Below are 15,869 nucleotides of genomic sequence, written 5' to 3' on the forward strand. Positions count from 1 at the left end.
TTACATCAAACTTATCGTAATTTAACTTGTCTGGGGTGGAAGTGGTTACGCATACAAAACTACTCCAAACGAAAAAAATCATGCGAAGATACTCATTATTAAGCTTTTTGCTCGCACTTACCTTTGTAGCCTGTGCGCAAAGCAAATCATCGAACGACAAAGTTCCAGGTGATATAAAAGTTCCTAAAGACCTGAAAACAGAGACCGCGACCTTTGGCGGAGGGTGTTTCTGGTGTACCGAAGCCCAGTTTCAATACCTGGATGGGGTGATAAAGGTAGAATCAGGTTTTTCCGGAGGTACGGTAAAAAATCCTTCTTATGAGGAAGTGTGTACCGGCACAACGGGGCATGCGGAAGTGATCCAGGTGACTTATGACCCTGCTAAGATCTCCTATGAGGAATTACTAAAGGCTTTCTGGACCGCCCATGACCCCACCCAGCTGAACAGGCAGGGGAATGATGTGGGTACCCAGTATAGATCTGTGATCTTCTATCATAATGAAGAACAGCATAAACTGGCGGAATTATATAAGGACAAACTGGATAAGTCCGGAGCCTATGATAAGCCGGTGGTAACGGAGATTGCGCCTTTTACGAAGTTTTATAAGGCAGAAGATTATCACCAGGATTATTATAAGCAAAATGGAGAACAACCATATTGTCACTTTGTGATAGCCCCAAAATTGGAGAAGTTTAAGAAAGTGTTTAAGGATAAACTCAAAGCTGACGCAAACTAATTTATAACAAAAACGCTTTTCCCTAAGGACAAAGCGTTTTTGTTATAGGCTGATACCAGTTAAAAACCGGGAACTTAAAATTTAAATATTATATATTAAAAAATTTATTATATTGCTGTAGTACAATCCCAACCTATGCTATGAATCACGTTACTACTCAATCCCTAATTACCCTGATCCGCCGGGATGCTGTTTTAATTTCGTTTCTGGAAACAGGTACTATTCCCAAAGGAGGTCGGTTCCTGAACGATCCCAGATACAATGAACCTGCATTACTACAAATCATCGCTCCTCATTTTGAACCTGTCTTTACCGCAGCAGTCATTAGTTGCCTGCAAATGAAAGATACTCAATTGATGCGCGATCTGATGGCGAATCCACATCTGCTCGATGATAGTCATGAGGCAAAGAGCTACACCGCAATCCTGCAATTCCTGAATGAAAAAGAGCGATTCTTATTGTCACTCAGACATCAGCTGCAACTGGCGCAGGCCGTAGATGCTGTGGCGCTGGAAGAAACGGCTGACATCACGTACATCTGTCTCCTCAATTTACTGCCGGATGAATTTCATTCCTTCCGCTCAGAATATTGTAAGGAGGTGATAAAAACCGCCCGTATACTCGCGAAGAAACATCACAAAATGGCGATAATAATGCTCTCTAATATCCTCGAACTGCAATGCGATTCGCCTTCTCACCTGCGGGCAGAAATGCTCTACAATGAATTACAGGCGGAAATCCCTGACCTGAGCAGACAAATTCCGACTTCACGCACATCTATCTGGATGACGATCGGCAGTTTATATTCTAAGTTATTTTAGTATTTTTCGCAGAGATTTATTTCCCTGCTATGATACAACGTATTTTATTTTCGCTGCTCATACTATGCAGCCTGCAGACCTTTGCACAGGACCTGGTCGACTACAGGGCCAATCATCCTTATATCCAATACACCGGCCGTATTTTTAAGAGCAATTTTGTGACATATCGCTTCTGGCAGCCAGGGGTATATATCCGCGCGAAATTTAAAGGCACTTACTGCAATATCGTGATGGATGATGAAGAACTGTATAACCAACACAATTACCTGGCTATTCAGATTGACAACCAACCTCCTCAAAGGGTGCAGACCACTGCGAAGCACAATGTGATCAAAGCCGCTTCCAATCTGCGTGACGGAGAGCACATCATCACTATCTGTAAAAATACAGAAGCAGGTATCGGCTACCTGGAGTTTATCGGATTCCAGTGTAATAAGCTCATGCCTATTACGGCTACTCCATCGAGAAGACTTGAATTTATAGGGAATTCAATTACCTGTGGTACGGGGAGTGATCAATCTACCTTTCCCTGTGGACAGGGACAATGGTATGATCAGCACAATGCCTTCATGAGTTATGGACCCTTGACCGCCCGTGCGCTGGATGCACATTGGATGCTGTCTTCCGTGTCCGGCATTGGATTGATCCATAGCTGCTGTGACATGAAGATCACTATGCCTCAGGTGTTTGACAAGATCAACATGCGGGATAATAGCCTGCAATGGGATTTTAATAAATATCAGCCACATGTAGTGACGGTTTGTCTTGGGCAGAATGATGGTAAGCAGGATTCTACTACTTTTTGTAATGCCTACCTGCGGTTCATTCGTACATTGAGAGGGTATTACCCAAATGCCAGTATTGTTTTGTTGAGCAGTCCAATGGCAGATGCAGACCTGAGTGCTGTATTGAAGTCTTATATTAAGACGATCGTGGTGGCAAGTGGCGATAAGAATGTATCTTATTATTTCTTTTCGAAAAGATATCATGGCGGATGCGGAGATCATCCTACACTGGAAGAGCATCAGCTGATTGCCAAAGAACTGACGGCTTATATCAGTAAATTGAAAGGATGGAATTAAAATAAAAAAGGCCGGCTAATCAGTGGCTGTTGTGCAACGGCCACTGATTAGCCAGCCTTTATGTTCATGTACGTGTTAAACAATTCGGTGAATGAGTTCCAGGCACGCCCTGCTATTGTGATAAGGACATTTCCAGAACCCGGCTTTATCTTGTCCGGGCATGATTGTCAATGTTTCTGTAACCCCCCAGTACCACTCCCCTTTTTCCGGGTCAATGATGTATTTTTTTACAAATGCCCAGGTATCTAAAGAATAGTGTAAATAATTTTCCTCCCCACTTAGTTGCCAGGCGTTGAAAAATCCCACCATTGCTTCTGCCTGTACCCACCAGTGTTTTTCTTTGTTGTCATCTTCGTATTGCAAACCTCCGTTCTCTTCTACACCGGCAATGGTAGCTTTCGCCATCAGGATGGCGTTTTCTTTCACTTTGTTTAAAAGGGACTCATCTGCCAGGACCTCTGCGGCATCGTACAACAGCCAGGATGTTTCTATGTCATGACCATAAGAAACGACGGCTGATTCCGGCTCCCAGGCTGTATTGAAGAACAGAATCTGCTGGTGGGTGACAGGATGAATGATCTTATTTAAAAAGAGTTCAATGAGTTGTTTTATTTTTTTATTCAATTCCGCATCCGGCCAGATACGATACAGGTTAGTATAAGCCTCCAATACATGTAGATGCGTATTCATGGTCTTGGCGGCATTGTCATCTTTTGCACTCAGGCGCAAGTCTGATATAGGCCCCCATTCCCTGGAAAATGCTTCGTAGTAACCCCCGTCTACAGGATCATAACTATGCGCTTCCAGCAATCGATATACATCAATGGCCCAATCTAATACTTCTTTTGAAGGTTGAATGGCATGGTACTCACTTAAGGCATAGATCAGAAAAGCTTGTCCATATACCTGTTTCCGTGTTTCCAGTGGTTCGCCGGTGGCGGTTACCGACCAATATATGCCACCGTATGCAGGATCATTGAAGTGAGTACGTAAGTACTGGAACGCTCTATCGGCCAGTGCTAAAAATTGTGGTTGTGGATCGAATTTATATGCGGCGGCAAAGGTCCACAATATGCGGCTATTCAGCACCCCACCTTTGGGACTTCCCTCCAACACGACATTGTCGTTGTTTAATGCCCCATAAAATCCCCCATCTTGTATATCAACTGTAAATTGTTGCCAGTAGTGCAGGATATCGTATAACGCTGTTGTTACCTCCTGCCTGTAAGCCGCTAGTCGCTTGTCCATAGTCTTTCGAAAACGTGGTGCTGTTTCTTCAAAGCTAGGGTTATTCCGGATGCAGGAATAATACTTTTTTATCTAAATATTGACCTTAAAGGCATAGCGCGATGCCGCCATGATCAGTATACCAAAAGGTCACTAAAAGGTCACTTCAATATCCCTGGGATAATGAGGTGTCCTTTTAGTGACCTTTTGGTGACCTTTTAATGTACTAGTTGTACTATAGCTTGCCTATAGCCCGACTAAGGCTCCATATGCTCATGAATCATATTATTAACTTTTTTGCGGGTTTTGCGCAAATGTTTCTTTGCCAGACGACGACCTTCGTCTGCGGTATCATTCAATTCGTCCAGGATCTGTTCTGCACGACTTCTGTTGGTCAGATAATAAATTACACCGGCTGCTGCTGCACCCACGATAGTGGCTGCTATTAATGCCTTTTTCATATCTCTGCTTTTTTGGTTCCCTATAGATATTACAAGAGTTATACCAATTGATGCCAGATTTTTTATTTTTGCCCCTCAATCAAAATCAACAATGGCTGAAACCACCATTACGCAGGAGAAAAGTCCTGTTTACAGCATTCCCCTTAAATACCGGAAGATGGAGAACCTCCACATCGTTTTCTGGTTGCTCAAAGATATCAGCTGGTGCATGGCATGGCCTGTATTAGGGATTATTATGATCTTCCCAACGCTGATCATTTCTATTGTGATTGCATGGCGTACACGGCAGTTCATGTCTGAACTCTGCCATAACCTGGCGATTACTGTGTGGATTACGGCGAATTCTTACTGGATGATCAGTGAGTTTATGCATTTCGACACGGAGATCCTCTTTGGAAGTATTACTTACAAGCATCTGGCACTGATTCCATTTTTTATGGGGGTGGTGATCCTGGCTTATTATTATTTCTGGCACAAGCCCAGGTACCCTGAGGAGCAGGAAACGATGTAATTTCTTTTTAACAGGAAAATAACTTCGAAACGGAAATGGATTTGTCCCCAGGGGGCTCCGGCACAATCATTTCGAAGGCAGGAAGAACTCAAACGGCGCATCTCTGTCGCACGTCAACGTACCATTATCAAACTTCAGTTCAGCTACCTCAATGCTGGATCGGCGGATGGAGTAAGGTTGTATGCCATCTTCATTCACCGGACTTTCGCTATGTACTTTTCTGCCTGGGTGGGTGAAGTAGATCACGTATGCCTGATCGCCGGTGACTACCACATCGCCATGTGCACCGGTAGGCGTATCGTCTTTTCTCTTGCCCGGAACGTCAAGTATTAATCCCTGTCTGGTCCAGGTATTCAGGTCGTCAGAACGGTATACGCGCATGCCATGCCATTCATCGGTGACCATCCAGTAGTAATCTTTGAAGCGGAATACCTTGGGACCTTCGTGGCCGGTGCCGCCAATGGCTGGTTTGGTACTGGTGTAGGTCCATTTATTGAGGTCCTTGCTACCGGCCATCATGGTGTTTGAGCCATGATCTTCATCTTTGTACCAGATGCGCCAGGTCTTGTCCGGGAGTTGGTATAGCGTAGGGTCAATCACTTTTTCGGAGGTGAGTTGAGGGAAGCCTTCGAACTTCCAGTCCCACATATCTTTGCTGGTGTAGTGTGCAATGCGGGCGTGACCTCCCCAGTTGCTGCGAACGCCCTGGATATAGGCGACGAACATATGGTAGGTACCGTTGTTGTAAACGACGTCGGGAGCCCAGAAGGTGTTTTCGCCTTTTTCGAATTCAAGGTTTAGTGCGCCTCTGTATACCCAGCTGTGGCCGTTGTCTTTTGATTCGGCAATACCGATTTTACTGCCATAACAGTAAGCCACGTTTTCAGCGTCGACGCTGGCACGGCGTTGGGTGTAGAGCATCCACCAGGCTTTTTCTTTGTCGTTCCAGATGAGGGTTGGGTCAGCGGCGCCATCGAAGATAGGGTCGCGGTAGAGAGGTGCAGATGCTGTATGGATGGGCTTTGTTTGCGCACAGCTGTTGAGTACAGGCAGGGCTGTAGCCAGTGTTAAAGCCAGATAAAGTTTATACATAGTGGAACGCATGATTATAAGCGTGCGAATTACAAATAATTCGGGAGATATTATAATCATTTATTCCACCATACTGGTATCATCCAGTCATTGCTCCCTCCCAGCCTGTCTATCGCTTCCTGGTAATGTACAGGATTAGATGTGGCCTCTGTAGCTGGATAGAATAACCGCTTTGGCTCATGGCCGCCAGTTTCAGACTCCCCATCTATGTCCACTATCGGGTTCAATTCAGGATAACCTGTTCTACGTTGATTCGCAAAAGCCTCATATCCATTTGGAAATAACGCTACCCATTTCTGCATACTGATAGCTGCTATTGCATTGGATGGTAAAGTATGTGTACCCACAAAACTATCGATCGCAGCACCAGATAACGGCGTCATACCCGGATACATTTCCAGTTGATGCATAGCCGCTCTCAATCCTGACTGATAATGGGTATTGGCATCTTCGCCAATCCAGCCACGTACGGCGGCTTCTGCCAACAATAATTCTACTTCTGCATAGCCGAGATGTAACCATGATCCTCCCTGTTGATAGAAAGGTGCATTGATGTGGCAATATTTATTCGCCTGTCCTACTATCTCTCCGTTTTCACCTACAAAGTCTGACCAATACTCCCACCAGTAAAGGCCCGATTGAATAGGGAGATAATTGGTAATGCTATCTGTATTTACGAAAAACAATCCTAAGCGGGGATCATTTTCTGCTTTGAGGTAATTGACAAAGGTAGTTGTACCAATGGTATATTTATATGCTGCTTCCTCCTGTAATGCCTGCGCATAGCCATTGCCACGAAGATCAGGGTAACTGTAGTCTTCATGTATCATCACAAAATTATCATTATTGCTTTGCATCACGCCACCGGCAAATGCCGCCGCTGCCTGTATTTGTGCCAATGAGGGATCCGCGGCAGACAGGCGTATGGCAAGGCGTAGTTGTAGCGAACGGGCCATGCGCTTCCATTTGGTGAGATTACCATTGTAGACAATATCATTGAGGATGACAGGCTTACGATCATCAAATTGCTGAATAGCGGCTTCCAGTTCTACAAAGAAATCTTTGTAAATATCTTCCTGCTTATCGTAGACAGGGGTGTAAATTTTATCATAATAAGCAAGACCTGCCTGAGAATAAGGAATATCACCATATGCATCTGTCAATAAGGAAAAGATATATACTTTCAAAATGCGCGCAGCAGCTACATAGTTCACTTGTGTGCTATCATCCTGATGTTGCTTCAACAGGTCTGCCAGTTGTTTGATGCATTTACCATAATAGTTAGACCACATCAATCCATTGTAAAATTCATCTCTTACATACTTGCCACCTGCACGCATACCATAAGTACCACTTACATATTGCACCATTGGCTGGAATAGATATAAGTTTGGATATCCCATTTCCCGGCCACCATCCAGCAGGTAAGCAGCGGCTGTGAGTTGCTCTCCGGCTGCAATGGTAGTGTCATTGACAGGATCCGTATTTATGACGCCAAAGTTTGTTGTACAGCTGCTACTCAAAATTATGATCAGGCAATAATGATAAAACTTCATCTTTTAAAATTTTGCATGCAGGGTGATACCATAGGCACGGCGGGTAGGCAACGATCCATATTCAAAGCCCTGCCCATCGCCACTATTATAACTGGATTCAGGATCTATATTGGGTACATGTTTACTTAATGTAAGCAGATTACGGGCAATCACTGATACAGATACTTCTTTCAAAATCCTGTACCCCAGCGTGAGTTCGCGGATCTTTACCATACCTGCATCGTATACAAAAGGTTCGGGAATATTCTCTGTCACTCTTGTCCAGTAGGTTTCAGGATTTACGTACCGGTCTACCTGCTCATATTGTGGTCTGTTCAAACCGACTATTTTTACCCCCTTCACACGCAGTCCCCCGGTAGGTGTCCAATCTGCTGACGATACACCGGCGGCGATCCTTTCTTTTTCTGATCTGGCCCACCCCTCTCTGCCTTCCAGCGTGCCTTTCTGTTGGCCATTCTGATAGGCAAGTAAGTTGGTCATGGAGAATATCTTACCTCCTTGTTTGATATCTAATAAGACGGCGCAGGACCAGCGACGATACGTAAATGTATTTGTGATACCTCCGATCCAATTGTATTGCGTACTTCCAAGGTTGTAATCAGTAGATGTATATTGAGGTAAATAATTTGCATCCAGTACCATCTGCCCATTCTCATCACGAAGAAATTTCTTACCGGTGATCATACCATAAGTGGATCCGGCTTTTGCAATGATACTGGCATTTCCCCAGCGTGCGGAAGCAAGGGTGTAGTAGTCGGAGACCAATGAGCTTAGAGAGATAATCTTATTCCTGTTGCGTGCAAAGTTGGCGTTCACCTGCCATTTAAAATCTTTGTTGCATATAGGCCGCCCTCCCAATGAGATTTCTACACCTTCGTTGGATACATCTCCTGAATTGATAACTGCACTGGTGTAACCACTGGTTGGTGAAATAGGTGCATTCAATATCTGGTTCCTTGTATTGGAATGATACCATGTCAGATCCAGGTTAATACGGTTATCAAAAAACACCATGTTCAATCCTGTTTCATAAGAACGGCTGATACTTGGTTTCAGGTTTTCATAAGGTACTTTATCTGTCGCTACGCCACCAATGAGATAGCCACCCACACTGGGGATATCAGGATTCGTGGCATAAGTGAGTGCTGTCTGATAAGGTGCGATGGCATCTGTGCCTGTCTGCGCAATGCTTGCTCTCAGTTTTCCAAAGGATAATATAGCATTTGACGGTAATAATGAAGAAAATACAAAGCTGGCAGATGCAGAAGGATAAAAATAAGCATTGTGTCCGGCGGACAATGTAGAAGACCAGTCATTACGACCAGTCAGATCCAGGTAAAGAAAGGCATCATAACCAATGGTGACCCCTCCGTAAACAGAGTTGATCCGCTTTCTGTACAATTGATGACTGCTCAGTTGTGTCTCAAAATTATTGAGTTTTTTAACACCTCTTGTTTTCATATCTCTCCCAGTTATATTGCGCACATCTTCTGTATAGTCCATTCTATTGGTACCCACATTTATTTCGAGAGAGAACCTGTTCCATTTTTTATGATAATTCACTAAAAGATCGGAGTTGGTTTCCTGCAGATTCCGGTGCAGGAGTACGATACCCCCGGTTGTATAGTAAGGCGTGGAATATTGCATAAACTCAGTAAATGAAAAACGGGAATAATCCGTACCTGTACGTCCCTGAATATATAATCCCGGCCACAACTGGTATTTCAATAGGAGGAATCCATTAAAGCGGCGCTGAGTACTGTTGTTAGGTTGTTCATTAATAGCCCAGTAAGGGTTTACCTGGTAGGCATTGTTATTCCAGTTGATATAATCGCCAGCGGAATCTTTGTATTTTTTGAGCCAGTTGATATCGATATTGGGTGCAATGCCACTCAGTACATAACCGATATTATTCGGGTTATCAGAGAGTGCAGGGCGATTAAATACATCTTCGGAAAGATAAGTTCCTTTGGCATCAAGTATCAGTTTTGAAGACAGCTTTGCAGTACCTCTCAGGGAAATATGATGACGATCGAGTTTACTACGGGGAATAATATCATTGTTTCTCACATTAGTATAGGTAGCGCGCAATTGCGCTTTGTCTGTACCCGTAGATAAAGAAACTGAATTGGTAAGTGTCAGCCCTTTGCGAAAAAACTTACTAATGGCATTACTTGCATTCACGTAAGGAACTTTTCTGCCATCCCAGATCACGACGGTGCTGTCTTTACTCATTTTTGGTCCCCAGCTTTTCTGTGCATCCACCCGGGCAGTAAAAACATCTTTTGGTAAAAAGCCATCCTGCCCACTACCATATTCATGCTGAAAGTCGTAACTATTATTCAGTTTTTCAACGAGCATATTGGCAGTGTATTCTACCGAAACACCTTTGTTTCCTTTCTTTGTGGTGATAATAATCACACCATTTGCAGCGCGACTACCATACAATGCGGAAGCAGAGCCGCCTTTTAAAATAGAGATGCTGGCTATTTCATCAGGATTGATAATGGAAGTCCCATCTCCTAAATCATATCCGCCATATTTATCTGCCTGACCGGGGGAGGAATTATTCACAGGAATACCATCTATTACAAACATAGGGGTATTATCACCACCTATAATTTTCAATCCTCTCAGGGTCACTTTGGCCGATCCTCCTACTCCGCTATTCACAGGCGTGATATTCAATCCGCTTACCTTTCCGGATAGTGCACTGACCGGATTTATCGTAAAAGTCTGCGGTCCCAGGTCGGCGTAGGCATAGCCTAAAGATCTTTGTTGCCTGCTGATACCCAATGCGGTGATCACGACAGGGGTGATATCAATAATATGGGGTGGCGGAGTTACAGGCACAGGCGCCTGTTTTTTCAGGATCACAATCTGTTTGCCTATGAATCGTAATTCATACAGAGAAGATGGAAAAATAACGTCTAAAATGGTCTTTAATGGCACATTGTCCCAATGTATGGTAATGCGGTCATGCACATCGATGACTTCATTGCGATAAGCAAATAAAACACCTGCCTGTTTTTCTATGAGATGGAGTACGGAAATGAGGGGTTCATTCACTACATGAATGGTTAGTTTTTCCTGCGCTTTTACGCAGTGGCACATAACGAGGAACAGGGTGAGTAAACAGCAAATGGCTTTGGTTTTCATAATAGGCGATACAGTGGTCAGATTAGCTGACGGCTATTGCTCCAATATCGCATTGAGTACCTGCTGTACTTCACTGGCTGACATGTTTTGGAAGTTGGCTGTTATTTTTTTCTTCCTGAATGTGCTGTCTGGCAATGTAATGTTCACCAGGTAAAACTCAGACAATGCAGTAGCCACTGTACCGGCTTCTTCGTTGGTAAAGGACAGTTTGGGTTGAAGTAGTTTTCCGCCTTTTGTGACCTGGCCGGCCAGACCTTTGGTCAGAATCAGGGTATCTGTCAGGGTAGTCAGGCGAACCTTTCCTTCCTGCACGACTACTTTTTCCGTTGTGCCACTGACATTTACATTGAATTGGGTACCGAGTACTGTGACCGTGGAGCGTGGCAGCTGTACAATAAATGTACGCTTTTCATCTGGTGAAATAGAAAAATCTGCTGCTCCCTGCGTAAGAGAAACGCGGCGGTTGGCAAATGCGGGGTCGTATTTTATTACAGTGCCGGGCTGTAGCTGGATGGACGAACCATCTGGCAGGGAAAGGGTATTTTTTATAGCAGCATGAATAGTAACAGGTTGTTCCACCTTTTGCCAGATCAGGTAACTGGCCACGAGGAATAAAGGGAAACATGCAGCTGCCAGCCATCTGTATCGCCTTAAAAATGGAGCAGTAACGCCGGGTGCTTCTTCCCGGGTACTGCTCGCAATTTCCCTCTTTAATTCAACAACGTGAGCTGATGTACCAGAAATTTGCTGAGACAGGGCCTGCCATCCCTGTTCCTTGTCAAAAGGTATAACAGGCATGTTTTCCGTGGCATCCCATAACTGCTTCAGTTCAGCATAAAGCGTACGGTTTGCTTCGGATTGCTGTAGCCATTGCCCCAGTGCTGCCTGTTTATCTGCGTTTGCAGGGTGTGCCAGACAGTCGATTAAAAATTCCCTTATATCATCAACACTCATGATTGTATATTAATTAAGACAATTCAGGATGGAGGTACTTTGATAGTTATTTTTCTTTTTTTTCACCCAGCAGGTGGATGCGGAGGTGTTTTAGTGCGACAGATAGCTGAAAGTAAACGGTATTTAGTGTAATATTCAGTTTTTCAGCGATTTCTGATGGTTCGAGGCCGTTGACCCTGCTTAATAAGAAGATTTCCCGACAGCGGGGCGCGAGTCCCTGTAAGAGTTGAATCATTTCTTTTTGTAGCAGGATGTAGTCAGCGGTTTCGTATAGGGAGGCCGGATCCGCCTGCCATTGGAGAATGTCTTCGCTTACGTGACGCGATTGACGTTTTAGCTCATTGATAGAACGGTTGGTGACGGCACGGTACAGGTAGTGCCGGACATTGCCGGTGATAGTGAGGGTGGCGCCTTTTTCCCAGAGGTGCACGAATAAGTTGTGGACGAGGTCTTTTGCAAGGTTTTCGTCTTTTACCCAGCGGAAGGCGAGTAGGAACAGGTCTTCGCTGTAGGTGAGGTATAGTTGTTGAAAGACTTCCATATTCCGGTCACGGAGGCCTTCGGTAACGATTGCGGCAGAAATGTCAGTTCCGTACCAGGTCATTTTGATTGTGTCTGGTCAGTAAAATATTAATAATTTTTGATAAACTGCCTGTTTTTTGAGGGGGCCTCCGGCACCATAGAAGAGGAGCTTAGTTCGGCTGACGCCGTCGGGGCGGGTTCGCGCTAAGACGGTAGGGAAGAGTCGTTTTTTTAAAAAAGATTTTATTCCAATAGGCCGGCATTATCTAAACTGGTATTATCTTTTAATGCAACACCAGTCAACTTTAACCGAATCGCTTCCATTATCAGGTATAAAATTTTCTGCGCGGCTGCCTCATACTGTAACCCCTCCTCCCTGATATTTGAAATACAATTCCTTGCCTCATCTGTTATACCAGGTTTGGGTGCAAATGTAATATACGCCCCCATGCTATCTGCCGCGCTGAGACCAGGCCGCTCTCCTATCAGCATCAGGGTCACTTTCGCCTGTAATATCTGGCCCGCTTCGTCACCACTGGCCACTCTTCCCTGTTGCACCATACAAATAGGTGCTAATGACAGACCTGCTTTTTTAAATACCGGAATTAATACTTCCAAAAGAGGTTGTGTATGCACATTCATAGCTGTTGCAGACAAGCCATCAGCAAGAATGATAGCGACATCTTTATGAAGGTACCTGGAGTCCGTTTTCCCTAATAATGCAATACTATCTTCATCTAATTGTCTGCCTTTATCCGGCCGTTGCAAATATTCATGGCGATCCCCAGCTTTGCTGTGTAGCAATAAAACAGGGAGGTGAAAAGGTTGTAGCTGCTCCTGCAAAGTATTGACTGATAGTGCAGAATACACCGCATCGCGGGCATGTGCATGCGCCAGTCTGAAATTCAGCACTTCACGTAAAGGTATAGCAGTGCCTGTTCTACCCAATGCAATCCGGGCAGTTGTAAAAGCTTTCAGCGAAGCCCATGGATCCTGTTCTATTATTTCCTCACTCATACGTATTTCAGTAATTTATGTGCACTCCCTACCGGTAATAACCCACCACTTTGATTCATAATTCCCTGTTGCTGCAACCACTGATCAAACTCCGGCGCAGGTTTCAGCCCCAAAACCTTCCTCGCATACAATGCATCATGAAAGGAGGTAGACTGATAGTTCAACATGATATCATCCGCCCCAGGCACCCCCATGATGAAGTTACAACCTGCTACCCCTAATAATGTAAGCAGGTTATCCATATCATCCTGATCCGCCTCTGCATGATTTGTATAGCAAATATCTACACCCATCGGCAATCCCAACAACTTGCCGCAAAAATGATCTTCCAATGCCGCACGGATGATCTGTTTTCCATCAAATAAATATTCAGGTCCGATAAAGCCGACCACTGTATTTACTAACAACGGCGAAAATTTACGCGCCACCGCATATGCTCTTACTTCGCAGGTTTGCTGGTCCACCCCTCCATGCGCATTTGCAGATAAGGCGCTCCCCTGCCCTGTTTCAAAGTACATCAGGTTATTGCCTGCTGTTCCTCTCTGCAATGATAATCCTGCTTCATATGCTTCCTGCAATAGTGAAAGATGGATACCAAAACTACTATTCGTCTGCTCAGTACCACCGATTGACTGAAACACCAGATCCACAGGTGCACTTTGCATGATCTGCAATGCCGTCGTCACATGACAAAGCACACAGGATTGCGTAGGAATTTCAAATTGCTGCCGCAACTGATCCAGCATTTTCAATAAGGTGATTACGGCCTGCGGACTATCCGTAGCCGGGTTGATACCTATCACCGCATCCCCACTTCCATACAATAATCCATCTATGATACTGGCCGCTATTCCTTTAGGATCATCTGTATTATGGTTGGGTTGTAAACGCACAGAGAGATGGCCTTTCAACCCGATCGTATTTCTGAATTTAGTCACCACCTCACACTTCTTTGCCACACTGATCAGATCCTGGTTCCGCATCAACTTCGACACAGCCGCCACCATTTCTGGCGTAATCCCAGGGGCTAATTGCTGCAAGGTGAATGTATCCGCATGATCACCCAATAACCAATCCCGAAACTGCCCTACTGTAAAATGACTGACCAAAGCAAATGCATCCGCATCATGCGAATCAATGATCAAACGGGTGATTTCATCTTTCTCATAAGGAATCACAACCTCTTGCAGGAACGTCTTCAATGGTACATCTGCCAATGCCATCTGTGCCGCTACCCGCTCCTCTGCACTATCTGCACACAGCCCTGCCAGCGCATCGCCGGAACGGAAAGGCGTCGCCCTCGCCAATAAGGTGCGCAAATCACTGAACGCGTAATTTGTATGCTGAATCGTATGCCGGTAACTCATGAAATCAGGTTTATGACGGCTTGATGTTTATGTCTGCCCATCCCTATAAATATAAGTAATGCCACCACCAAACCGGCGAAAAAGATCAAACTTAACATTGGATAAGTGTAAATGATGGCAACCAAAGAAACGATCGAAAGGAACAATGCAATACCCGGAAACCAGGGATATAATGGTGCTTTGTAAGGGCGGTCTAAAGCTGGTTCTTTATCTCTTAATATAAACAGGCTGATCATACTCAGGATGTACATCACCAGGGCACCCATTACGGACAATATAACCAACTGATCCGTTTTCCCCATATACAATGCGAACACACCTAACAGCCCACCTATTACCAGGGATATATAAGGAGCTTTCCGACGCGGACTTAAGGTCGACATAAAAGCCGGCAAATACCCCGCACGCCCCAATGCAAACAATTGCCTGGAATAACTGATGATGATTCCATTGAATGAAGCAATCAGGCCAAATAAACCGATGCCTGCAAAGAGTTTCGTGATTCCATTTTGTTTGCCTAACACGACCCCAATCGCCTCCGGCAATGGATAATCTATGGCAGACAACGATTTCCAGTCTGTTATGCCCCCGGTAAACACCATCACTGCTATCGCCAGCAGCATCAGGGTCAGGATGGCAGAAATGTACCCTTTCGGGATGTTCCGGTGCGGGTCCTTTACTTCCTCCGCTACCATCGCAATCCCTTCTATACACACATACAGCCAGATGGCAAATGGCAGGGCATTGAACACCCCCCTCCAACCAAAAGGCATGGCATCATGGAGAAAATTGGATGTCTTGAAATGGGGGCCTACAATCCCAAGGTAGATCAGTAATTCCACCACCGCCAATAAGGTGATTATCAAAGAAAATAAGGCTGACTCCTTGATACCTAATAAATTGACCACCGTCAAAAGTATATAAAAAGCCACCCCACTCCCCAACACCGGCAATGCCGGATGTAAGAAATGCAGGTAGTTTCCCAGCGCCAATGCAATCGCCGGCGTGGCCAGCAAAAACTCCACTGCTGTCGCATAGCCCGCTATCAATCCGCCAATTGGCCCCATGGCCCTATGCGTATAGGTAAAAGGCCCGCCTGCCTGCGGGATAGAGGTTGTCAATTCCGTAAAACTGAATATAAATGTAATATAGAGCAGGGTAATGACCAGCGTTGCAATGAGAAAGCCAATGGTACCGGCTACCCCCCAGCCATAATTCCACCCGAAGTACTCTCCGGATATCACTAATCCAACACCAATAGCCCACAAATGAATGGGCCTGATCACTTTTTTTAACGAATGCGAAGACGACATAACAGAACACTACCTTTTGATGAAAAAAGAATGTTCCCAAATCCCTGAAG

Annotated in this window: 14 protein-coding genes; 4 read left to right on the forward strand and 10 right to left on the reverse strand. The window is 44.9% G+C overall.

Going from position 1 to position 15,869, the window contains the following annotated elements; genetic code table 11:
- Positions 1 to 80: 80 nt before the first annotated feature.
- The 3 genes from msrA to BW716_RS24790 all read left to right on the forward strand — a co-directional run bounded on the left by msrA (position 81) and on the right by BW716_RS24790 (position 2,640).
- Entirely contained in the window at positions 81 to 737 is a 657-nt protein-coding gene (gene msrA / locus BW716_RS24780) for a peptide-methionine (S)-S-oxide reductase MsrA (protein ID WP_083727166.1), read from the forward strand.
- 140 nt (positions 738 to 877) lie between these two features.
- Entirely contained in the window at positions 878 to 1,558 is a 681-nt protein-coding gene (locus tag BW716_RS24785) for a hypothetical protein (RefSeq protein WP_083727112.1), read from the forward strand.
- A 29-nt stretch (positions 1,559 to 1,587) separates the two neighbouring features.
- Positions 1,588 to 2,640: an SGNH/GDSL hydrolase family protein gene (locus BW716_RS24790; RefSeq protein ID WP_179091256.1), complete on the forward strand. Its 1,053-nt coding sequence runs from the start codon at positions 1,588 to 1,590 to the stop codon at positions 2,638 to 2,640.
- A 75-nt stretch (positions 2,641 to 2,715) separates the two neighbouring features.
- On the opposite strand, the gene BW716_RS24795 is transcribed toward BW716_RS24790, so the two are convergent.
- Positions 2,716 to 3,888 (reverse strand): AGE family epimerase/isomerase, encoded by a 1,173-nt coding sequence (locus tag BW716_RS24795; protein WP_083727114.1) that lies wholly within the window; start codon positions 3,886 to 3,888, stop codon positions 2,716 to 2,718.
- 236 nt (positions 3,889 to 4,124) lie between these two features.
- A complete protein-coding gene (locus tag BW716_RS24800; RefSeq protein ID WP_083727116.1) occupies positions 4,125 to 4,328 on the reverse strand; it encodes a hypothetical protein in 204 nt (67 codons plus the stop codon).
- A 91-nt stretch (positions 4,329 to 4,419) separates the two neighbouring features.
- Between BW716_RS24800 and BW716_RS24805 the strand changes: the two genes are divergently transcribed.
- Positions 4,420 to 4,839 (forward strand): hypothetical protein, encoded by a 420-nt coding sequence (locus BW716_RS24805; RefSeq protein ID WP_235643940.1) that lies wholly within the window; start codon positions 4,420 to 4,422, stop codon positions 4,837 to 4,839.
- A gap of 66 nt (positions 4,840 to 4,905) precedes the next feature.
- Here BW716_RS24805 and BW716_RS24810 read toward each other — a convergent pair whose 3' ends face one another.
- From BW716_RS24810 to eat, 8 genes are all read right to left on the reverse strand, one after another.
- Positions 4,906 to 5,931 carry a family 43 glycosylhydrolase gene (locus tag BW716_RS24810; protein WP_143709013.1) on the reverse strand — a complete coding sequence of 342 codons (1,026 nt, stop codon included), beginning with the start codon at positions 5,929 to 5,931 and terminating at the stop codon, positions 4,906 to 4,908.
- 56 nt (positions 5,932 to 5,987) lie between these two features.
- Positions 5,988 to 7,487, reverse strand: coding sequence for a SusD/RagB family nutrient-binding outer membrane lipoprotein (locus BW716_RS24815; protein ID WP_083727120.1), 1,500 nt, complete (start codon positions 7,485 to 7,487; stop codon positions 5,988 to 5,990).
- 3 nt (positions 7,488 to 7,490) lie between these two features.
- Positions 7,491 to 10,646, reverse strand: coding sequence for a SusC/RagA family TonB-linked outer membrane protein (locus BW716_RS24820; RefSeq protein WP_083727122.1), 3,156 nt, complete (start codon positions 10,644 to 10,646; stop codon positions 7,491 to 7,493).
- Positions 10,647 to 10,679: 33 nt separating this feature from the next.
- Positions 10,680 to 11,600 carry a FecR family protein gene (locus BW716_RS24825; RefSeq protein ID WP_083727124.1) on the reverse strand — a complete coding sequence of 307 codons (921 nt, stop codon included), beginning with the start codon at positions 11,598 to 11,600 and terminating at the stop codon, positions 10,680 to 10,682.
- Between the two features lie 46 nt (positions 11,601 to 11,646).
- Positions 11,647 to 12,204, reverse strand: coding sequence for a sigma-70 family RNA polymerase sigma factor (locus BW716_RS24830; protein ID WP_083727126.1), 558 nt, complete (start codon positions 12,202 to 12,204; stop codon positions 11,647 to 11,649).
- Between the two features lie 161 nt (positions 12,205 to 12,365).
- Positions 12,366 to 13,139: an ethanolamine ammonia-lyase subunit EutC gene (gene eutC / locus BW716_RS24835; RefSeq protein WP_083727128.1), complete on the reverse strand. Its 774-nt coding sequence runs from the start codon at positions 13,137 to 13,139 to the stop codon at positions 12,366 to 12,368.
- Positions 13,136 to 14,506, reverse strand: a complete 1,371-nt coding sequence (locus BW716_RS24840; protein ID WP_083727130.1) for an ethanolamine ammonia-lyase subunit EutB — start codon at positions 14,504 to 14,506, stop codon at positions 13,136 to 13,138. The genes eutC and BW716_RS24840 overlap by 4 nt, the downstream gene beginning before the upstream one ends.
- Entirely contained in the window at positions 14,503 to 15,819 is a 1,317-nt protein-coding gene (gene eat, locus BW716_RS24845; protein WP_083727132.1) for an ethanolamine permease, read from the reverse strand. Before eat ends, BW716_RS24840 begins: the two co-directional genes overlap by 4 nt.
- Positions 15,820 to 15,869 lie beyond the last annotated feature (50 nt).

Origin of the sequence: [Flexibacter] sp. ATCC 35208 (assembly GCF_001975825.1) — a bacterium.
GTDB lineage: Bacteria > Bacteroidota > Bacteroidia > Chitinophagales > Chitinophagaceae > Chitinophaga.